This window comes from Saccharopolyspora tripterygii, assembly GCF_054778355.1.
On sequence record NZ_BAAGZP010000008.1, the window covers coordinates 547,960 to 569,885 of the forward strand.

Annotated in this window: 11 protein-coding genes and 1 pseudogene; 9 read left to right on the forward strand and 3 right to left on the reverse strand. The window is 67.7% G+C overall.

What is annotated here, in order from left to right:
- Nucleotides 1-242 precede the first annotated feature (242 nt).
- Both rpoB and ACYVF3_RS08140 read left to right on the forward strand, forming a co-directional pair.
- The gene (rpoB, locus tag ACYVF3_RS08135; RefSeq protein WP_461153564.1) at nt 243-3,737 is read left to right on the forward strand and encodes a DNA-directed RNA polymerase subunit beta; all 3,495 of its coding nucleotides are present in this window, start codon (nt 243-245) and stop codon (nt 3,735-3,737) included.
- A gap of 117 nt (nt 3,738-3,854) precedes the next feature.
- Nucleotides 3,855-7,766, forward strand: coding sequence for a DNA-directed RNA polymerase subunit beta' (locus ACYVF3_RS08140; RefSeq protein WP_461153565.1), 3,912 nt, complete (start codon nt 3,855-3,857; stop codon nt 7,764-7,766).
- A gap of 213 nt (nt 7,767-7,979) precedes the next feature.
- Here ACYVF3_RS08140 and ACYVF3_RS08145 read toward each other — a convergent pair whose 3' ends face one another.
- The 3 genes from ACYVF3_RS08145 to pdxR form a co-directional block, all read right to left on the reverse strand.
- Nucleotides 7,980-8,108, reverse strand: a complete 129-nt coding sequence (locus ACYVF3_RS08145) for a hypothetical protein (RefSeq protein WP_461153566.1) — start codon at nt 8,106-8,108, stop codon at nt 7,980-7,982.
- 156 nt (nt 8,109-8,264) lie between these two features.
- Nucleotides 8,265-8,699 (reverse strand): DUF6319 family protein, encoded by a 435-nt coding sequence (locus tag ACYVF3_RS08150; RefSeq protein ID WP_461153567.1) that lies wholly within the window; start codon nt 8,697-8,699, stop codon nt 8,265-8,267.
- A gap of 102 nt (nt 8,700-8,801) precedes the next feature.
- Nucleotides 8,802-10,172 carry a MocR-like pyridoxine biosynthesis transcription factor PdxR gene (gene pdxR / locus ACYVF3_RS08155; RefSeq protein WP_461153568.1) on the reverse strand — a complete coding sequence of 457 codons (1,371 nt, stop codon included), beginning with the start codon at nt 10,170-10,172 and terminating at the stop codon, nt 8,802-8,804.
- 206 nt (nt 10,173-10,378) lie between these two features.
- Here pdxR and ACYVF3_RS08160 point away from each other — a divergent pair, with 206 nt between their 5' ends.
- The 7 genes and pseudogenes from ACYVF3_RS08160 to ACYVF3_RS08190 all read left to right on the forward strand — a co-directional run bounded on the left by ACYVF3_RS08160 (nt 10,379) and on the right by ACYVF3_RS08190 (nt 21,909).
- Nucleotides 10,379-10,915: a YbaB/EbfC family nucleoid-associated protein gene (locus ACYVF3_RS08160; RefSeq protein WP_461153569.1), complete on the forward strand. Its 537-nt coding sequence runs from the start codon at nt 10,379-10,381 to the stop codon at nt 10,913-10,915.
- 13 nt (nt 10,916-10,928) lie between these two features.
- Nucleotides 10,929-11,237, forward strand: a complete 309-nt coding sequence (locus tag ACYVF3_RS08165; RefSeq protein WP_461153570.1) for an ESX-1 secretion-associated protein — start codon at nt 10,929-10,931, stop codon at nt 11,235-11,237.
- Nucleotides 11,234-16,324 carry a WXG100-like domain-containing protein gene (locus ACYVF3_RS08170; RefSeq protein ID WP_461153571.1) on the forward strand — a complete coding sequence of 1,697 codons (5,091 nt, stop codon included), beginning with the start codon at nt 11,234-11,236 and terminating at the stop codon, nt 16,322-16,324. Before ACYVF3_RS08165 ends, ACYVF3_RS08170 begins: the two co-directional genes overlap by 4 nt.
- A complete protein-coding gene (locus ACYVF3_RS08175; protein ID WP_461153572.1) occupies nt 16,324-17,562 on the forward strand; it encodes an ADP-ribosylglycohydrolase family protein in 1,239 nt (412 codons plus the stop codon). The genes ACYVF3_RS08170 and ACYVF3_RS08175 overlap by 1 nt, the downstream gene beginning before the upstream one ends.
- Before the next feature lie 448 nt (nt 17,563-18,010).
- Nucleotides 18,011-18,487, forward strand: a pseudogene (locus ACYVF3_RS08180) (ADP-ribosylglycohydrolase family protein); the annotation flags it as partial.
- A 153-nt stretch (nt 18,488-18,640) separates the two neighbouring features.
- Nucleotides 18,641-19,741 carry an ADP-ribosylglycohydrolase family protein gene (locus ACYVF3_RS08185; RefSeq protein WP_461153832.1) on the forward strand — a complete coding sequence of 367 codons (1,101 nt, stop codon included), beginning with the start codon at nt 18,641-18,643 and terminating at the stop codon, nt 19,739-19,741.
- A gap of 143 nt (nt 19,742-19,884) precedes the next feature.
- Complete coding sequence (locus ACYVF3_RS08190; protein ID WP_461153573.1) at nt 19,885-21,909, forward strand: type VII secretion system-associated protein; 2,025 nt, start codon at nt 19,885-19,887, stop codon at nt 21,907-21,909.
- Nucleotides 21,910-21,926: the final 17 nt, after the last annotated feature.

Here is a 21,926-nt window from a genome sequence, read left to right on the forward strand (position 1 = left end):
GTTCACTCTGGTCCTCAACGCGAGGCTGGGCCGCCATCGGTGGGCCCCCTCGACAGCTGGCGTCCTTCCGGCTAGACTGCTACTTTGCGCTGCCCTCCTATTGGTCTGCCCGCACTGGACCGTAGGCTGGTCGGCGCCATTGCACCCTTGACAGCTGTGCTAGCGATCTGCGCGCTTGCCTGACGCGTGCTTTTTGCGGTGAGCATGGCTGTAGCCAGTTCAGAGTCCCGGAAGGACGCATCTTGGCAGTCTCCCGCGCGACCAAGGTCTCTGCAGCTTCCAACTACACGTCGGGGATCCCTGGGGCACCCAAGCGGGTCTCGTTCGCGAACATCCGCGAACCGCTGAACGTGCCGAACCTGCTAGACCTGCAGATCCAGTCCTTCGAATGGCTCGTCGGTAACGAGGCCTGGTTCCAGCGCCGGGTCGACGCCGGCGAGGACAACCCGGTTGGTGGTCTTGAGGAGGTCCTCAGCGAGATCTCCCCGATCGAGGACTTCTCCGGATCGATGTCGCTGTCTTTCTCCGATCCGCGCTTCGACGAGGTCAAGGCCTCCGTCGGGGAGTGCACGGACAAGGACATGACCTACGCTGCGCCCCTGTTCGTCACGGCTGAATTCACCAACCACTCGACTGGCGAGATCAAGAGCCAGACGGTGTTCATGGGTGACTTCCCGATGATGACCGACAAGGGCACCTTCATCATCAACGGAACCGAGCGGGTCGTCGTCTCCCAGCTCGTGCGTTCCCCCGGTGTCTACTTCGACCAGTCGGTCGACAAGACCACCGACAAGGACGTCTTCAGCGTCAAGATCATCCCGAGCCGCGGTGCGTGGCTCGAGTTCGACGTCGACAAGCGCGACACCGTCGGTGTCCGCATCGACCGCAAGCGCCGTCAGCCGGTCACCGTGCTGCTCAAGGCGCTGGGCTGGTCGACCGAGGCCATCCGCGAGCGCTTCGGCTTCTCCGAGACGCTGATGGCGACCCTGGAGAAGGACCACACCGGCGGCACCGACGAGGCGCTGCTGGACATCTACCGCAAGCTGCGCCCCGGCGAGCCGCCGACCAAGGAGAGCGCGCAGACCCTCCTGGAGAACCTGTTCTTCAAGGAGAAGCGCTACGACCTGGCCCGCGTCGGTCGCTACAAGGTCAACAAGAAGATCGGTCTCTCGCAGTCCTACGAGACCGGCGTGCTGACCGAAGAGGACATCGTCACCACGATCGAGTACCTCGTCCGCCTGCACGCAGGTGAGATGGAGATGCCCGCTCGCGGTGAGGACGCCGGCGACAACATCCCGGTCGAGGTCGACGACATCGACCACTTCGGCAACCGCCGCCTGCGCACCGTCGGCGAACTGATCCAGAACCAGGTCCGCGTCGGCCTGTCGCGCATGGAGCGCGTCGTCCGCGAGCGGATGACCACGCAGGACGTCGAGGCGATCACGCCGCAGACCCTGATCAACATCCGCCCGATCACGGCGGCGATCCGGGAGTTCTTCGGCACCTCGCAGCTGTCGCAGTTCATGGACCAGACCAACCCGATCGCGGGTCTGACGCACAAGCGTCGTCTCTCCGCGCTCGGCCCGGGCGGTCTGTCCCGTGAGCGCGCCGGCATGGAAGTCCGAGACGTGCACCCCTCGCACTACGGCCGCATGTGTCCGATCGAGACGCCGGAAGGCCCGAACATCGGTCTGATCGGCTCGCTGGCCACGTTCGCGCGGGTCAACCCGTTCGGCTTCATCGAGACGCCGTACCGCAAGGTCGTCGACGGCCAGGTCACCGACCAGATCGACTACCTGACGGCGGACGAAGAGGACCGCTACGTCAAGGCGCAGGCCAACGCGGTCATCGACGACGACGGCAACTTCGTCGACGAGCGGGTCCTGGGTCGACGCAAGGGCGGCGAGGTCGAGCTGCTCGCCCCCACCGAGATCGACTACATGGACGTCTCGCCGCGGCAGATGGTCTCCGCCGCGACCGCGATGATCCCGTTCCTGGAGCACGACGACGCCAACCGCGCCCTGATGGGTGCGAACATGCAGCGTCAGGCGGTGCCGCTGCTGCGCAGCGAGTCCCCGCTGGTCGGCACCGGCATGGAGCTGCGCGCCGCGGTCGACGCCGGTGACGTGATCACGGCGGAGAAGGCCGGTGTGGTCGAGGAGCTGACCGCCGACTTCGTCACGATCATGGCCGACGACGGCAGCCGCCGCTCGTACCGGATGGAGAAGTTCTCCCGGTCCAACCACGGCACCTGCATCAACCAGAAGCCGATCGTCAACGAGGGCGACCGGATCGAGGCCGGGCAGGTCATCGCGGACGGACCGTGCACCGAAGACGGCGAGATGGCCCTGGGCAAGAACCTGCTCGTGGCGATCATGCCGTGGGAGGGGCACAACTACGAAGACGCCATCATCCTGAGCCAGCGCCTGGTGCAGGACGACGTGCTCACCTCGATCCACATCGAGGAGCACGAGGTCGACGCTCGCGACACCAAGCTCGGTGCCGAGGAGATCACCCGGGACATCCCGAACGTCTCCGACGACGTGCTGGCCGACCTCGACGAGCGCGGCATCATCCGCATCGGTGCCGAGGTCCAGGGCGGCGACATCCTGGTCGGCAAGGTCACGCCGAAGGGCGAGACCGAGCTGACCCCGGAGGAGCGGCTGCTGCGCGCCATCTTCGGCGAGAAGGCCCGCGAGGTCCGCGACACCTCCCTGAAGGTGCCGCACGGCGAGACCGGCAAGGTCATCGGCGTCCGCGTGTTCAACCGCGAGGACGACGACGAGCTGCCCCCGGGCGTCAACCAGCTGGTGCGGGTCTACGTCGCGCAGAAGCGCAAGATCCAGGACGGCGACAAGCTCGCCGGCCGCCACGGCAACAAGGGCGTCATCGGCAAGATCCTGCCCGCCGAGGACATGCCGTTCCTGTCCGACGGCACCCCGGTCGACATCATCCTGAACACCCACGGTGTTCCGCGACGGATGAACATCGGCCAGGTGCTGGAGACGCACCTCGGCTGGATCGCCTCGCGCGGTTGGACGATCGACCCCGATGCCGAGTGGGCCAAGCGCCTGCCGGAGGAGCTGCTCGACGTCGAGCCCGGGACCAACACCGCCAGCCCCGTCTTCGACGGTGTGCGGGAGGAAGAGATCACGGGTCTGCTGAGCTCGACGAAGCCGAACCGCGACGGCGACCGGATGGTCGGCGGCGACGGCAAGGCCCAGCTGTTCGACGGCCGCAGCGGTGAGCCGTACCCGTACCCGACCGCGGTCGGCTACATGTACATCCTCAAGCTGTCGCACCTGGTGGACGACAAGATCCACGCCCGTTCCACCGGCCCGTACTCGATGATCACCCAGCAGCCGCTGGGCGGTAAGGCGCAGTTCGGTGGTCAGCGCTTCGGTGAGATGGAGTGCTGGGCCATGCAGGCCTACGGTGCGGCTTACACGCTGCAGGAACTGTTGACGATCAAGTCCGACGACGTGGTGGGCCGCGTCAAGGTCTACGAAGCGATCGTCAAGGGCGAGAACATCCCCGAGCCGGGTATCCCGGAGTCGTTCAAGGTGCTGCTGAAGGAGCTTCAGTCGCTGTGCCTGAACGTCGAGGTGCTCTCCAGCGATGGCGCCGCGATCGAGATGCGCGACACCGAGGACGAGGACTTGGAGCGGGCTGCCGCGAACCTCGGAATCAACCTGTCCCGCAACGAGAACCCGTCGGTGGACGACATCGCGCACTGACCCTCGCCGCCGGCCCGCGGGCTCAGTCCCGCGGGCCGGCGACCGACCCAACCTGGCACTTGCTTCAACCGGTGGCACCCGGGGGAAGCACCATTCGACCAAGGGAGAAGACCCGACGTGCTTGACGTCAACTTCTTCGATGAACTCCGCATCGGCCTCGCCACGGCCGACGACATCCGCCAGTGGTCGTACGGCGAGGTCAAGAAGCCCGAGACCATCAACTACCGAACCCTGAAGCCGGAGAAGGACGGGCTCTTCTGCGAGAAGATCTTCGGTCCGACCCGGGACTGGGAGTGCTACTGCGGCAAGTACAAGCGGGTCCGCTTCAAGGGCATCATCTGTGAGCGCTGCGGTGTCGAGGTCACCCGCGCCAAGGTGCGTCGTGAGCGGATGGGCCACATCGAGCTGGCCGCCGCGGTCACGCACATCTGGTACTTCAAGGGCGTTCCGTCGCGGCTGGGCTACCTGCTGGACCTGGCCCCGAAGGACCTCGAGAAGATCATCTACTTCGCGGCTTACGTGATCACCGGTGTGAACACCGAGCTGCGGCACAACGACCTGTCCACGCTCGAGAGCGAGATCAGCGTCGAGCGCAAGCGGGTCGCCGACCAGCGCGACGCCGACCTGGAGGCCCGGGCCCAGAAGCTCGAGTCCGACCTGGCCGCGCTCGAGGCCGAGGGCGCCAAGAGCGACCAGCGCCGCAAGGTCAAGGAAGGCGCCGAGCGCGAGATGAAGCAGCTGCGCGACCGCGCGCAGCGCGAGCTCGACAAGCTCGACGAGATCTGGGACACCTTCACCAAGCTGGAGCCTCGTCAGCTCATCGCCGACGAGTCGCTCTACCGCGAGCTCTACGACCGGTACGGCGAGTACTTCACCGGTGGCATGGGCGCGGAGGCCATCCAGACCCTGCTGGCGAACTTCGACATCGGCGCCGAGGCCGAGTCGCTGCGCGAGACCATCCGCAGCGGCAAGGGCCAGAAGAAGCTGCGCGCCCTCAAGCGGCTCAAGGTCGTGGCGGCCTTCCAGGCCACCGGCAACGACCCGAGCGGCATGGTGCTCAACTGCGTGCCGGTCATCCCGCCGGACCTGCGTCCGATGGTGCAGCTCGACGGTGGTCGCTTCGCGACCTCCGACCTCAACGACCTGTACCGCCGCGTGATCAACCGCAACAACCGCCTCAAGCGACTGATCGACCTCGGTGCTCCCGAGATCATCGTCAACAACGAGAAGCGGATGCTGCAGGAGTCCGTGGACGCGCTGTTCGACAACGGCCGTCGCGGACGTCCGGTCACCGGCCCGGGCAACCGGCCGCTGAAGTCGCTGTCCGACCTGCTCAAGGGCAAGCAGGGTCGTTTCCGCCAGAACCTGCTGGGCAAGCGAGTCGACTACTCGGGCCGTTCGGTCATCGTCGTCGGCCCGCAGCTGAAGCTGCACCAGTGCGGTCTGCCGAAGGAAATGGCCGTCGAGCTGTTCAAGCCCTTCGTCATGAAGCGGCTGGTCGACCTCAACCACGCGCAGAACATCAAGTCCGCCAAGCGGATGGTGGAGCGCCAGCGCCCGCAGGTGTGGGACGTGCTGGAAGAGGTCATCGCCGAGCACCCCGTGCTGCTCAACCGCGCTCCCACGCTGCACCGCCTCGGCATCCAGGCCTTCGAGCCGCAGCTGGTGGAGGGCAAGGCCATCCAGCTGCACCCGCTGGTCTGCGAGGCGTTCAACGCGGACTTCGACGGTGACCAGATGGCGGTCCACCTGCCGCTGTCGGCCGAGGCCCAGGCCGAGGCCCGGGTCCTGATGCTGTCCAGCAACAACATCCTGTCGCCGGCCTCCGGCCGGCCGCTGGCGATGCCGCGTCTGGACATGGTCACGGGCCTGTACCACCTGACCCGCCTGGTCGAGGGCGCCAAGGGCGAAGGCCTCGCGTTCTCGTCGGTCGGCGAGGCGATCATGTCCTTCGACCGCGGCGTGCTGGACCTGCAGGCCAAGGTCAAGATCCGGCTGCGGGACCTCGTCCCCAACGCCGAGCAGATGCCGGAGGGCTGGGAGCCGGGTCAGCAGTGGATCGCCGAGACCACGCTGGGCCGCGTCTGGTTCAACGAGCTGCTGCCCGAGGACTACCCGTTCGTCGACGACCTGCTGCCGAAGAAGAAGCAGGCCGCGATCGTCAACGACCTCGCCGAGCGGTACCCGATGGTCACCGTCGCCCAGACGCTGGACAAGCTGAAGGACGCCGGTTTCCACTGGGCCACCCGTTCCGGTGTGACCGTGTCGATCACCGACGTGGTCGTGCCGCCGAACAAGACCGAGATCCTCGACAGCTACGAGACCAAGGCCGACCAGGTCGAGAAGCGGTACCGCCGAGGTGCGCTGTCCTACCAGGAGCGCAACGCCGAGCTGGTCAAGGTCTGGACGGCGGCCAAGGACGAGGTCGCCGAGGCCATGGAGACCAACTTCCCCGAGGACAACTCGATCAGCACGATCGTGAAGTCCGGGGCGGCCGGTAACATGACCCAGGTCGTTCAGCTGGCCGGTATGCGTGGTCTGGTGTCGAACCCCAAGGGTGAGTACATCCCGCGCCCGATCAAGGCGAACTTCCGCGAGGGCCTGTCCGTGCTGGAGTACTTCATCTCCAACCACGGTGCTCGCAAGGGTCTGGCCGACACGGCGCTGCGCACCGCCGACTCGGGCTACCTGACCCGTCGTCTGGTCGACGTCTCGCAGGACGTCATCGTCCGCGAGACCGACTGCGGCACCGAGCGCGGTGTCAAGATGCCGATCGCCGAGGTGCTGCACGACGGCCGGATGATCCGTCACCAGTACGTCGAGACCAGCGTGTACGCCCGCACGACCGCCGAGGACGTCACCGACGCCGACGGCAACATCGTGCTGGCTCGCGGGTCGGACCTGGGCGACCCGGCGATCGAGAAGCTGCTCGCCGCCAAGGTCACGAAGGTCAAGGTCCGCAGCGTCCTGACCTGCGAGTCCGGCGTGGGGGTCTGCTCGGTCTGCTACGGCCGCTCGATGGCCACCGGCAAGCTGGTGGACGTCGGCGAGGCCGTCGGCATCGTCGCCGCCCAGTCCATCGGTGAGCCCGGCACGCAGCTGACGATGCGCACCTTCCACCAGGGCGGTGTCGCGGGTGACGACATCACCACCGGTCTGCCGCGTGTGCAGGAGCTGTTCGAGGCCCGCGTGCCGAAGGGCAAGGCCCCGATCGCCGACACCTCCGGGCGCATCCGCATGGAGGACAACGACCGCTACTGGAAGATCACGATCATTCCGGACGACGGCGGCGAGGAGATCGTCTACGACAAGCTGTCCAAGCGTCAGCGGCTCGCGGCGATCTCGGTCGACGGCACCGAGCGGCAGATCACCGACGGCGACCACGTCGAGGTCGGTCAGCAGCTGCTCGAAGGTGCGGTCGACCCGCACGAGGTGCTGCGCGTGATGGGCCCGCGCGAGGCCCAGCTGCACCTGGTGAACGAGGTGCAGGAGGTGTACCGGTCGCAGGGTGTGGGCATTCACGACAAGCACGTCGAGACGATCGTCCGCCAGATGCTGCGCCGGGTCATCATCATCGACTCGGGTGCCACCGAGTTCCTGCCCGGTTCGCCGGTCGAGCGCTCGCAGTTCGAGTCGGAGAACCGCCGCGTCGTCGCCGAAGGCGGGGACCCGGCGTCCGGCCGTCCGGTGCTGATGGGCATCACCAAGGCGTCGCTGGCCACCGAGTCGTGGCTGTCGGCGGCTTCCTTCCAGGAGACGACCCGCATCCTCACCAACGCCGCTATCGAGGGCGCGAGTGACAAGCTGGTCGGCCTGAAGGAGAACGTGATCATCGGTAAGTTGATCCCGGCTGGTACGGGCATCAACCGGTACCGCAACATCCAGGTGCAGCCGACCGAGGAGGCACGGGCCGCGGCCTACGCGATCCCGTCCTACGACGACAGCTACTACACCCCGGATGTGTTCGGCGCCGGCACCGGTGCGGCCGTCCCGCTGGACGACTACGACTTCGGCCGCGACTACCGCTGAAGTCCTGAGTGACCAAGCGCCCCCTGCCCGACTCCTCCGGGCAGGGGGCGCTTTCTCGTGGTTCAGCGGGTGATCGTGCTCGATGCTGTTGTGCGCTATTACTAGCGGTTGTGCGCTGAAGAGGACGTCGCTGCCGGTGTCCGACCTGGCTCGCAGCGGATCTGCTGCTCAGCTGGCCTGCGGTGCTGACGGCGGTGAGGCCGCGTCGATCCTCTAGCTGCGGGGTTCGTCGGGCGCGCTGTCGGCAGGTGCGGACTGCGACTGGGTGTCGTAGTAGTCGGCGAGGGCTTCCGCCTCGACCTTGGGCATGGGGAGCGTCTGTTCCGCGGGGACTGGACTCATGCCTCGGAAGCTAGTCCAGAGCCACCGGCGAGCGGAACCGCTGTTGATCATTTCGTTGACTTCGGGACATGAAAAAGCCCCTGCTTGGCAGGGGCTTCTTCATGTCCAGGGGGCCGTGCCTGGGAGGGGACCACGGCGCCCCGGGAGTTCTGCGGGTCAGGCTTCGAGGTCGGCGAGGGCCTTGCGGACCCGCTCGACCTCGGCTTCGAGCTCGGCGAGCTTGGCCTCGTGCTGCTGGCGGGCCTCGTTGATGACGCCCTCGATTGTCTCGGAGATCTCCGAGTTGAGCTCGGCGGCGGCCTTGGACACCGCGGCGGCGGCGACGGGCAGGGCCTGCACGACCCGCTTGCCCTGGTGCATCAGGTCGGCCTGCCACTCTCCGTCGGCGGTGCCGGTGACCGTGAGGGTGAGCTCGACCGTGCGGGTCTTCTTCGCCGTGCTCTTGCGGGTCTGGCGCTTCTTCGGAGCCTCGGAGCCCTCGGTGGCCGCCGACGCCTGGGATTCGGACGAAGTGGCCTCGGTCGCGACAGCGGAGGGCGCCGTGCTGTCGGCGCCGTTGCTCTCGGCCGGGGTGGTCTGCTCTTCGGTCAACTCAGTCTCCTGTTTATCGCGGGAGGGGACACCAATATAGAACAAGTGTTCCCCAGTTGTCCTGGCGACACGTCGGGCGCGCGGAAGTGTCGCCCGATCCGGTCATCGTTCGAGGACGGTGACCAGTGCTTGCAGTGCGGGGCGGAACGCGCGGTCGGACGGTGCGGCGTACCCGACGATCACGCCGGGCGGGTGCGCACCGCGGCTGACCCAGTGCGGTCCCAGCGTCTGGAGCTCCACCGAGTGCCGCCGAGCCCTGTCGAGAACTTCGAGTTCCGTGGGTCCCTCCGGATCCAGCTGCAAGGTCACGTGCAGGCCCGCCGAGATCCCTGCCGGGTGAGGCCGGTGGTTCGCGCGCATCCCGCGCAGGGCTTCGCCCAGCTGCTCGCGGCGGTGCCGGTAGGTGGCGCGCGATCGGCGGACGTGCTGATCGTAGGCCCCCGACAGGATCAGCTCCGCCATGGCCAGCTGTTCGAACAGAGGTGCGTGCAGTCCGCTCTGCCGCTTGAGGTCGCGCACCGGCGCCACCAGCCGCGTCGGCAGCGCGAGCCAGGCCAGGCGCAGCGCGGGTGCGAGGGTCTTGCTCGCCGTGCCCGCGTAGACGACGTGCTCCGGGGCCATCCCCTGCAGCGATCCCATCGGCTGCCGGTCGAAGCGGAACTCGCCGTCGTAGTCGTCGTCGATGACCAGCAGGTCCTCGTCCCTGGCCCGCCGAGCCAGCTCCGCCCGCCGCCCGGAGCTCATGCTGACGCCGAGCGGGAACTGGTGCGCGGGCGTGACCACCACGGCACGACTGCGCACCATCGACACGTCGATGCCCTCGCCGTCCACGGGGATGCCGTGCACCGACATCCCGAACCCGGCCGGGATGTCCCACAGGTGCGGCGCCGACGGGTCCTCGAAGTCGATGGAAGTCTCGCCGTGGTCGGCAAGGGCATTGCTGAGCAGCGACAACGCCTGCGTGTAGCCGTTGCAGACGATGATGTTGCCCGCCGTGGTCGCCACCGCCCGCTCCCGAGCGAGATAGCCGGCGAGGGCTTCGCGCAGCCGGGGGTGCCCCTGCGGGTCGCCGTAGTCGAGGTCGTCGGTGGGGGCGTCGCGCAACGCCCTGCGGCTCGCGGCGAGCCAGTCCCGGCGGGGGAACGAGCTCAGGTTCGGCCGTCCCGGGCGGAAGTCCCAGCGAGCCACGTCGGGCTGCGCGGGTTCGGGTGCGTCGGGAGGCGCGGGTGCTGCGAGCAGCTCGGCGACGACCGTCGGCGCGCCCTGCCTGGCGACGAGGAAGCCTTCGGCGACCAGCTGGTTGTAGGCGCGGGTGACGGTGCCGCGGGCGATCCCGAGGTCGTGGGCCAGCGATCGGGTCGAGGGGACCCGGCTGCCGGCGGCCAGCGATCCGTCCCGGATCGCGGCTCGCAGGGACTCGGTCAGCTGCTTGCTGTCCGGGCGAACCAGCTCAGCGCACCATCCAACCGTCACGACCCCGACCTTAATGCCTGCCGCGGGGCTCGGTCCGCCCTGCGGTGGGCGTGGCGGAGCGTCCGATCGGCTCCCGCGCGGGCGCGGTCGGCCGGCATCTGGCAACCGTGATCCTCGCCTCGACCGGAAGGCCGCCGAACGGACCTCCCGCCCCACGATCGGTTGATAATCTCCTGATCCGCTGGACGGGATCTACGGGGAGTGTTGTGGCGGAGGACTTCGGCAGGGACATCGGTGCCGCCGAGCGGATGGTCCGGGATTGGCAGGACCGGGCGCAGGAGAAGGCGGAGAAGTTCAACCGGCTTCAGCAGCAGGTCGAGAGCATCTCGGTGACCGAGTCGACGCGCGACGGCGCGATCCAGGTGACGGTGGCCTCGTCCGGGATGCTGCAGAACCTGCAGCTCGCCGACAACGCGAGCAACCGCCCGATGCCCAGGCTGGCCTCGGAGATCATGCGGTTGGTGCAGCAGGCGCAGGCCAAGATCCCGGGTCAGATGGAGCAGGCCGTCGAGGACACCGTGGGGCTCGCCGACTCGGCCGCTCAGCACGTGCTCGGCCAGGCGCGCAGGCACTTCCCGGAACCGCCGCCGGAGGAGGGACCGCCGCGCGGGACCCGGGCGAACGAGATCCGGACCTCCGTCGAGGACGAGTCCCCGGCGCCGCGTCGTCAGCAGGCGCCCGGCCGTCGCAAGCCGGACGACTTCGACGACGAGGACTTCGGCAACGGCTCCTTCCTGCGCTGAACGGGGATGACACATGCCTGACGAGATGAACGTCGTCATCGAGAACCTGCGCACCCACGCGTCCAAAGTGGATGGTGTGGTTGATCAGCTGGGTACCGCGATCGATGCGGCGCAGCAGGTTTCGCTGGACAACGACGCCTACGGAATCCTGTGCCGACCCTTCGCGTGGATGATCGACCCGGTCGAGCAGATCGGCGTCGAGGCGTTGCGCACGGCCGTGACCTCGATGCAGGAGATCGCTGACAACGTCCGCGCCAGTGCCGAGGACTACCAGCAGGTCGACGACCACAACAGCGAGCTGATCCGCGGGGTGCAGCCGTGAGCAACCCGCTCGTCGCGCAGCAGCCCGAGAGCAACGACGGTTTCATCACCAAGGGCACCGGTGACGCGGGCTGGGCAACCGGAATCGGCATCGCGGAGTCCGTCAACGACGTCTCCAGCCTCAACGAGGGCTCCAGCTGGGTCGAGTCCGGGCTCGCCTACGGCGGGCTCGCGATGGAGGCGATCAGCGCCGCCGTCGACCCCATCGGCACCCTGCTGTCCTACGGCCTGTCCTGGCTGATCGAGCACGTCCAGCCGCTCAAGGAAGCGCTCGACTGGTTCGCCGGCGACCCCGACGGCGTCGAGGCCTACGGCAAGACCTGGGAGAACGTCTCGAATGCGGTCAGCGAGGCCGCCGAGCAGTACAACGCCGCCGTCAAGGCCGACACCGCGGACTGGTCCGGCGCCGCGGGCGACGCCTACCGCAAGACCGCCGCGGAGAAGGGCGAAGCGCTCACCGGTGCGGCGAAGCTGGCGGGCACCATCAGCTCGGTCGTGACGATCATGGGCGAGGTCGTCTCGTTCGTCCGGGAGTTCGTCCGCGACCTGGTGGCCGACTGCGTCTCGCGGCTGATCACCTACGCGCTGGAAGCCGTGCTGCCGCCGATCGCCTCGCTGGCCTGGGTGATCCCGCAGGCGGTCGCGTTCATCTCGAAGACCGTCACGAAGATCGTCGACATCGTCACGAAGCTGACCAGGACGATCAGCAACGTCTCGCCGAAGCTGGCCAAGCTCACCGAGGTCTTCGGCGACATCATGAAGACCCTCGGCGACATGGGGAAGTCCGCTGCCGGGGGGATCGGGAAGGTCGCCGACAAGCTCGACGTCGCCGAACACCTGGCGGCGAAGACGTGGAAGAAGGTCGACGACACCTTCGGCACCGACGTCGTCGGTCGGCGCAACGCCAGGATGGGCGGACCGGACGCGGCCGACGGCGTCGACTCCGGGGGTGACTCCGGATCCGGTGGCGGCTCGGGAGGTTCGTCCTCGACTTCCGGCTCCGGTGGGTCGGGTTCCTCGGGTGCACCGGGGGCGTCGTCGCCGGGTGATGCGCCGCCCTCGGCGCGGTCGGAATCCGCCGGGGACCCCAGCGGTTCGCGTTCCGAACCGGGTTCGGGCGGCTCGTCCCCTGGTGGGCGCACCGAGGCGGAACCGGGCCGGACGGATGCGGGCTCGGGCTCGCAGTCGCACGGCGACGCCGGCCAGAGCTCGGGTGGTTCGTCGCGCACCGACTCCGATTCCGGTTCGGGACTCGGTGGCTCGACGAACTCCGATGCGGGTCCGCAGGCCCGTCCCGATCCTTCCTCCGATTCCGGCCCGCAGGCTCGTGCTGATTCGAGCGCTGATCCTGGTTCGGGGACGCAGGCTCGCACGGATTCGAGCCCGGGCTCCGAGTCTGGAGCGCGCCAGGAGACCGGCCCGGATTCCGGTGCGCACCCTCGGTCCGAGTCGTCGAATTCTGTTGGAGGCCAATCGGATTCGGTCCCGTCCGGGCAGAGCCAGTCCAGCGGCTCCGGTTCCGGTGGCACGGGCACGCACACCCCCGACGTTCCGCGGGAGCCCGCGCACACCTCGGCCGCCGGTGTTGATGCTCCGGCCAGGCCACCGGAAACCGCTGCGCCGCAGTCGGCTCCGTCGACGCCGCGCCCGGATCAGCCGTCGGGGGCAGCCCCGGCGGGAGGGGCGAACGCGCCTGGGGGCCCGTCGGCCCCCGGCGGCGGAACGCCCTCCCCGCGCGGCGGACGTCAGGGCGGACAGGGAGGCTGGACCGGCAGCTCGGGGCATCCGGGCGCTGCCAGGGACCTCTCGTCCCACGCGCCCCGGACGCCGCGCTCTCCGAGCCACCCTCCGGGCCCGCGCCCGAACAACCCCGGACCCGCGCACCCGCACGCCCCGAGGGGCGGGTCGCCGATGCCCCGCCAGGCCCCGCACGCCCCGGCTCCGATGCGGTCCGCTCGGCCCGACGCGCCGCACACCCCGGCCAGGCACGGCACGCCCGTTCAACGGCAGCAGGTCGCCCCGCCGCGCCCGGAGCAGCTGCGCACGGCCGACTCACCGCGCACGCCGATCCCGGCCCAGCGCACGCGGGAAACGCCGAACAGCCTTCCTGAGCAGCCCAAACCCGACTCGCCGAAGATCTCGACCTCGGATTCGATGGCGGCCGAGACCCCGCCGAAGGACCAGTGGCAGGCCGGGCACCACATGGTCGAGCACACTCCGCGCCTCGACATCTCACCGGAACTCCGGGGCAAGCTCGGTTCGTCCGTTCGGGACATCGAGGCGACCGGCGCTGGCCTGTCGTTCACCAAACCCCCGGTGAAGGACTACTTCGGCCGGGCCGATTGGGCGCACAAGCGCCCCAGGTGCTCGGTGGACCCGAACCGCTTCACCATCGAGATGCACGGCAGCCCGAACGGCGTGAAGTTCAAGGGCAACGACCTGGACGCCAAGGAACTCGCCGAGATCATCAGGGGCTCCTCGGGCTACAAGGACGGCACCCCGATCCGCCTGGTCTCCTGCGAGACCGGTGCCGACGTCCCCGACGGTTCCAAGAACTTCGCCCAGCAGCTCTCCGAGGAACTCGGCGTCGAGGTCCTCGCCCCCAACACCAACGCCTGGGTCGACAACTACGGCAACATCTACGCCAACGAGTCCAGCGCCAAGTTCGACAAGAACGAGCCCGGAACCCCCAAACCCAGGCTCGACTCCCCGGGCGAGTGGACCGCGTTCCGTCCCGACGGCACCAAAGCCGTCCACAGCAGCCCCTACCCACCAGGCCACCGACCAGAATGGGTCCGCCACGGCATCCAAGCCGAAGGCGCCCGCATGCGCGGAATCTTCGGCCGCCGCAAGGACGAGGACTTCTCAGCCGACCCCGTCACCGGCCACAACTACAGCAACGCCCCTCCCCAGGGGCACTACGGCCCTCCCCAGGGGCACTACGGCCCTCCGCCGGGGCAGTACGGCCCTCCGCCGGGAAGCTACGGCCCGCCGCCGGGTCAATTCCCGCCGCAGCAGCACTTCCCGCAGCAGGGAAACGTCCCGCAGGGGCAACACTTCGGTCCCCAGGGGCAGGGCTTGCCGCAGTACGGGAACGTCTCGCCGCAGCAGAACTTCGCCCCCCACCAGGGGCCGCCCCGGCCCTCGGCGCCACCCCAGCAGTACCCGAACGGGCGGCCGCAACAGTCTCACCAGCCACAAGGGCCCCAACACCCGCAACAGAACCCACAGCCGGGTTTCCCGCAGAACGGCGGCTACAACCTGCAGGCGCCCCAACCGCAGGGGTCTTTCCCGCCACACCAGCACAACGGCCATCCGCGACAGGGTGGCCAAGCCCCTGCTTCGCAGCAGCCGCACGGTGGTCAAGTGCAGCCACCGCGTCAGCAGAGCGGTGGTCCTGCGGGCCCGGCTCCCTACGGGCCTCATCCGTCACGCTCTGCGGGCCCGGGTGCACCGCAGCAGCTGGGTGGACGCGCGCCTTCATCGCCGCAGGGAACTCAAGCGAGTCCGCCCTCGCGTCCACCGCAATCAGGGCACCAGCCCGGAATGCGCGCCAACACTCCCACGCCCCAGCAAGCTCCTCGGTCCCAGACTCCGAGCGGCTCCGCGCCGCACAGCGCCCCGAGGACACAGGACCCGGCTCAGTCGCGTTCGGCGGCTCCGAATCCGAACGTCCAGCGGCCCGCTCCGCCCGGTCCACCTCCGCGTCCGGAGGCTCCGCGCGTTGCCTCCCCGGAGACACCTTCAACAGGCTCTCCCCACGCGCGAGCTGGCGGTTCGCGAAGTGAGTTCGGTCCGGCAAGTCGCCCGCCATCGCCCGAAAAGCCACAGACCCCGAGCGTTCCTCGGAGCGTGGCCGACTCCGAGCCGGTCGCCACCGAGAAGCCCTCAACGCGCGAAAAACCCTCGACGGACGTGGGGCACGAGCAAGCGGTTCACAACGACTTCGCTCCCTCTCGTCCTGAACCGGCTTCTTCGCCGGAAGGGCCGTCGGGCACCCCATGGCGGTCGGACTTGGATTCGGAGTCCCTGAAGGGGGACTCGCCTGAGCTGACGGGCTCAAATCACGACGTGGATTCACGTCCTTCACAGGATTTCGATCACCCGAACCCTGGTCCCCAACGGAGCCCTCGCGAGTCGTGGGAATGCCTGGGCATCACTCCGACGCATACGGAGCGCTACCACTCGAGTGACGGGACACCAGGCTCGGCGCCGGAGGGCCCTCCCAAGACGCTCCCTGACTTCGACGAGCCGAGCGATGTTGGCGACGTGTCGAAGCCGTCCAGGATCCAGGAAATACTTGGGGCAGGTGAAGCGTCCGACGCCCCCGAAACTGGTTCACCTGGGCGGGAAACGCATTATCCGGATCCGTCGGAACGCGGCCCGGATCATCTGCAGGACACTCCCGACCCGTACGAGTCGAGTCCGGAGAAGCCCGAACCGCTTGATGTGGTCGGTGAGCAGAAGCCGTCGTTCCGGGCAACGGACGAGGATCGTCGGGTCTACCAAGAACGCATGGAGGCAAGCCGCTTGCGCGACCGGACGTTCGCGGAGGCTGTCGCCGAATTGCGCGCAAAATTCCCGCAACTGAACCACCTCCACGATGTCGATGCCGTGGGCCTCCGACGTTATGTGGGTGAGGACGCAATCACGATCAACCGTGCCTTGCGGGACCTGGACACGATCGACTTGCCGTACCTGGCGGAAGAGATCAAGGTTCTGCGCAGTGCGCTCAACCAGATGCCGGACTTCTCTGGTCCAACCGCGTATCGCAACATCGGGGTCGAACCCGATGAGCTCGAGGCGCTGTTGGACCGGTACAAGCCAGGTGCCACGGTTACTGAGAACGGTTTCACCAGTGCCAGCAAGGACGCTCCGCTGGACGAATTTGGCAAGGCTACGGGCAAGCAGAGGGTTCAGTTCATCATTGACGATCCGCGTTGGGCCAAGGACCTGGAGTTCATGAATCCTGATGAGCGGGAAATCGTCTGGCCGGATGGCAACCGGTTCGAGGTGTCGAAGCAGTACTTTGATCCTGATTCGGGCGAGTGGAAAATTCACCTGATCGACCGTGGACGGGGTGAGTGATGGGCGCGCGCCAGCGGCCGAGCGCGGCGTTGACTGCGAAGTTCGACGAACTCCTTACTCTTGACGAGCGAGTGGTTCTGGAGACTCGTGGCCGTTTGGAGGCGACGGAGGACAGCGAGTGGCGGAACGGCAAGCGCGTCGCTCGATACTGGGATGCCGAGCGAGTGCGGAGGGTCTTCGGGCGCAGAAGTGACGACTTCTGCCGTGAAGTGCGTTATGACAAGGCGATCAAAGACGTGTCCGCGTTCCACGGGATCGGGACGCACTTTCCCAGTGCCGCCTTGGAATCCGTGCTGGCGGACATGGTGGTGCACGGACGGCTGAGCTCATCGGCTCAGATGATGTTGTTCAGCTTCGACGCGGTCGTTCGCACGGAGACCGCGTTGCGTCAAACCAAGAGGCTCACGCCGCGCATGATCAGCCTGCTCGGACTCGTGCGATGGCTGCACACGCAGGGCGTTCCATGGGAGAGGGCCCTACCGGCAGAGCTCCGTGAGGAGATCCCCGAACCCACCGGTTGGCTGATCAAAGTCCCAGAGCTGTTCGATCGTCGCGACCCCGACCCAGTGTGCGTCGAGGCGCTGTCCGCGTTCGGTGAGTGGTACGTGTCAGGGTGGTTCTCGAAGCCGATTAACGACGCGAAGACACCCTCGGTTCTGCCTCGGGCGATCGCTCTGGCTGCGTGGTCGGACGTTCCGGAGCGAGTCTTCGAACAGGCAGTTGCGAATGCCTTGCTCACGCACGGCCATCCCGACGCATTTCTGAGTGCCGGCGCTTACGCGGTCCTGGTCAACACCTTGTTGGTCGGAGGTACGTTGAGCGACGGCATCGAGGTCGTCATTGGGGAACTGGCCAAGTGGCCGGACGAGAACGTTCAACGTCTGCTTCGATCTTGTGAGCTGACCGGACCGCCGCCCTCGCGCAACGAATTGTCCGCGCTGGTCGAAGACGGTGCCGCCCCGAACGCCCTCGCCATCGCTCTGCTGGTCGCGGCGCGCGATGGCGATTTCGAGTCCGCAGTGCGTCGCACGTCGGAAGTGATGCCCGCAGCGGCCCCGCTTGTCGGCGGGTTTCATGGCGCTCGGAATGGTGAGCGAGGATTGCCAAGGGAATGGGTCCACGGGTTGGAGCTTCGTGAGGTGGTCGATCGGCTGGTCTTCGACGTCGCGGCTGTTCAAGTCGGGCTTCCTGAACGTGTCTGGACGCCCGAATGGGCGGGACCTTATCCAGGGTTCTGAGCGGGGGGATTGAGACATGAACGAGGGCCTTGCCGGCGAGGGTGAGTTGACCCCGAACGAGTTGAGAACCCTTCAGGCGTGGCGCGACATCAAAGCTCGACCGAGCTTGCTCCCCATGTCGTGGTTCGAGGAAGTCGACACCCAGGTCGGGTTGGTGTACGGGGGAGACAGGAAGAACCCCCTGGCTTGGCCACGGCAGCAGTACCAGGTTCTCGGCCGGGTCTTGGGCATGCTCGTGGGTGGGGCGCTTGGTGATTCGCTCGGTGCGGAGGCAGAAGCGCAAGGAATCACGAGTGCTGGTCGGCTGTTGGCCGGAATGCGGGAGCAGTCGTGGCGCGCACCGAACTGTGCGGCCCTGGTTGCCAGCGTCAGGATTGCTACCGCCGCCTGTTCGGAACACCGAGGGGGCGCCGATCTCGATGCTGCTCTGCTTGCACGTGGTCGGGAAATGGGCCTCGGCGGAACGCTCGGGAGCTTTGCCGCCTCTGTCCCAGCGGCGTTGGTCAGCATCAACGGCTCCGACGAGGAGGCTTTCCGGCGAGCTGTTGGACTGGCCGGACTGGTCAGCGAGGAGCCCGAGGAACAGGCCAGTGCTGGGGTCCTCGCAGTGGCGCTGGTACGCGCGTTCAACGGGCACAAGCTCGGCTGGGACCAGCTTTTGAGGTTGCTGCTCGATCAGCCGGGAAGCAGCGAGACGAGTCTCAGGCTGAGCCGATTGTCAGAGGCGGACGGGAACTTCAACGAGCCCGGGCTGCTTGCCGAACTCGGCACTGGATCCTCAGGCCCGGAGGTGGTCGCTCGCGCACTCTGCCTCGGAGCTCACAACACTGGTGGCTGGGCCGAGATGCTTCACGCTTTCGCAGGAGGGAACGTGTCCCGCAATGCGCAAGTGTCCGGTTTTCTCAGCGGTGCGCGACACGGGGCGGAGGCCTTTCCGCTGCTGTGGCGGCGAAAGCTCGAACCGGCCCGCCAGCTCGAGTCCATTGCTGAGGCGTTCATGTCCGAATTCGGTCCCGATGACGTGAGATTGACCAAGCAGTCGACAGCACCCGGTGAAGTTCGGTCGGCGCAGTCTGGAGTGCAGGACAGGCCCGACGCGCACGAGCGGTTCCTCGGATCCATGCTCGCGGGTGCGGTGGGTGATGCGCTGGGGTATGCGATCGAGTTCAACGACATCGGGATGATTCGTCGCAATCACGGGGAGAACGGGCTCGTCGCGCCGGTTCTGCGCAACGGTGTCGCGCAGATCTCGGATGACACGCAGATGATGCTGTTCACCTTGGAGGGGTTGATCCGGGCGCACGTGGCGCGGCGGATCGAGCCTCGGGACAACGATCCGATTCCTGAGGTGCAGCACGCGTACCAGCGGTGGTTCCACACCCAGAACCAGCCGTGGCGGGTTGCGGGTGGGCCGTACGCGCAGCACCTGCAGAACCCGGACGGCTGGTTGATCACCAATCGGGAGTTGTTCGCGAATCGGGCTCCGGGCAGCACCTGCATGTCGGCGCTGGCGAACTTCGCGCAGACGGGGGTTTTCGCGACTCCGCAGCACCGGATCAACGACTCCAAGGGCTGCGGCGGGGTCATGCGGGCTGCGCCGGTGGCGGCGTGGTCCAACGATCCCAGCGAGGTCTTCCTCGTGGCCGTGCGGACGGCTGCGCTGACCCACAGCCACCCGAGCGGTTTCCTGTCCGCCGGGGTGTTGGCGGTGATCGTGCACCAGTTGATCCGCGAGGTTCCGCTGCGCGAATCCGTGCGGTTGGCGCGGGAGTTGTTGACGCGGTGGCCGCAGCACGAGGAGCAGCTGCAGGTCCTCGACCGCGCGGTGGCGCTGGCCGAGCGAGGCCGGGTGACGCCCGAGGAGCTGAAGGGCGAGCTCGGCGAGGGCTGGGTCGGTGAGGAAGCGCTGGCCATCGGTCTCTACGCCGTGCTGGCCACCGACGACCTGCGTGATGCGCTGCTCCTCTCGGTGAACCACTCCGGCGATTCGGACTCCACGGGGATCGTGTGCGGCAACATCGGCGGTGCGCTGCACGGAACGCGCGGCATCCCGCAGGACTGGTTGCAGCAGCTCGAACTGCGCGAGGTGATCGAGACCATCACCAACGACATGCTCGCCGAGTTCAGCCCGGGGCCGCCGACGGATCCGTCCTGGACCCAGCGCTACCCGGCCTGGTGATTGCGCCCCGTCGAGAACGGGTGCGATGAAGGACGAGCGGATCAGGCCGGAGGGCCGGGCCTGTCGACGATGCTGAGCACGAGCCGAGATCCCCACAACCACCGGAAGGGGTCGCAGCCGTGAGTTCCCAGGAAGGGGCGGGTATGACCGCGCTGGAGCAGGCGATCGAGCGGTATGCGAATGATCCCGAGGCGATCGGCCAGGTCTACCAGGAGTTCTTGACGGCGGAGTCGTTCTTGGTGAGTTCCGAGAACGAGCCCGAGCCCGTCATGGTGACCGTGAAGGGTCAGGAGAAGAAGCAGATCTGGGTGTGCACCAGGAAGGACAACGTTCCTGACTTCGCTCCCGGGACGGCGAGGGTGAACGGCTTCAAGCTGCTGCCGCGGCTCGCTGATGTCAACGTGCACGTCGTCGCCTCACCGCACGCCGCGGACGTGATGCTGATCGGTTCGCGGGCGATCATGCACGCGGCGCCCGAGGCCACTGACGAGATGCGTGCTGCCGCGCGGAACGCGCCGGATTCGTGGATCGGTGCTCCCGACCGCATGTACCAAGGACGTCCGCGCGAGGAGATCCCCGGACACGCGTTCGTGGGGGCGTACTGGGCGGATGAGGCGGGCGAGCTGACCGACCGGTACAGCCCGAACTTCGAGTACCGGCCCTCGCCGAAGACGCTGGGCTTCCCGGAACCGGTGAGCGACCTGGAGAGCTACCTGCACCTCCATGCGACCGGCTACCTCTCCGGCAGTTCGCTGGTGACGTTGCTGGAGCACTGCGAGTTCGCGTTGGTCGTGGCCGAAGACGGGAACCCGTCGGCATTTCCGCTCAACGACGGGCTGGTCCTGGTGGGCGCCTCGTCCGTCGAGCACCTGCCGGACCTCGCGAAGAACGCGACCAGGGCCAACCTCGCCGCCATCGAGAAGCACCTGGACGAGGTCGACCTCGTCCTCGACCTCGGAACGCGGCATCAAGCGCACATCCCGGGTTCCATGCTCAAGCAGCAGCTGGAGAAGAGCCGGGGTGCGGAGCAGCCAGCAGCTCAACCTCAGCCGACACCGTCGCAGCCCGCGTCCCCACCCATCGATGCGCACGAGCGGTTCCTCGGGTCGATGCTCGGTGGGGCGATGGGAGATGCGCTCGGGTTCGCGATCGAGTTCTACGACATCGACTCGACTCGGCGGGAGCACGGGCCTGCCGGGATCACCGGACCTGTGCTCCGGGACGGCGTCGCGCAGATCTCCGATGACACGCAGATGATGCTGTTCACGCTGGAGGGGTTGATCCGGGCGCACGTGGCGCGGCGGATGCAGCCGACGGACAACGATCCGGTTCCCGAGGTGCAGCACGCGTACCAGCGCTGGTACCACACGCAGGGACCGGAATGGCGTGCTGCGGGTGGGCCTTACACCCGGCACCTGCAGCGGCCGGACGGGTGGTTGATCACCAACCGGGAGCTGTTCGCGAGCCGGGCTCCGGGCAGCACCTGCATGTCGGCCCTGTCGAACTTCGCGCAGACCGGGGTTTCCGCGACGACGCACAACCGGATCAACAACTCCAAGGGGTGCGGCGGTGTCATGAGGGCCGCGCCGGTGGCGGTGTGGTCGAACGATCCGGCCGAGGTGTTCTACGCGGCCGTCGGGACCGCGGCGCTCACCCACAGCCACCCCAGCGGTTTCCTGTCCGCCGGGGTGTTGGCGGTGATCGTGCACCAGCTGATCCGCGAGGTCCCGCTGCGCGAATCCGTGCGGTTGGCCAGGGAGTTGCTGACGCGGTGGCGGGAGAACGAGGAGCAGCTGCAGATCCTGGACAAGGCGGTCGCGCTGGCCGAGCGGGGACCGGTGTCGCCCGAGGAGATCGCGCAGGAGCTGGGCGGCGGCTGGGTCGGTGAACAGGCTCTCGCCATCGGTCTCTACGCCGTGCTGGCCACCGACGACCTGCGTGATGCACTGCTGCTTTCGGTGAACCACTCGGGGGACTCCGACTCCACGGGGATCGTGTGCGGCAACATTGGCGGGGCGCTCTACGGGACTCGGGCCGTTCCACCGGACTGGCTCGGGACCCTCGAACTGAAGGGCCTGGTCGAGACGGTGGCCAAGGACGCGCTGGCGGAGTTCAGCCCGGGGCCGCCGACGGACCCGGCGTGGGCGCAGCGCTACCCCGCCTGGTGAGCAACGAGGAGAAGGCG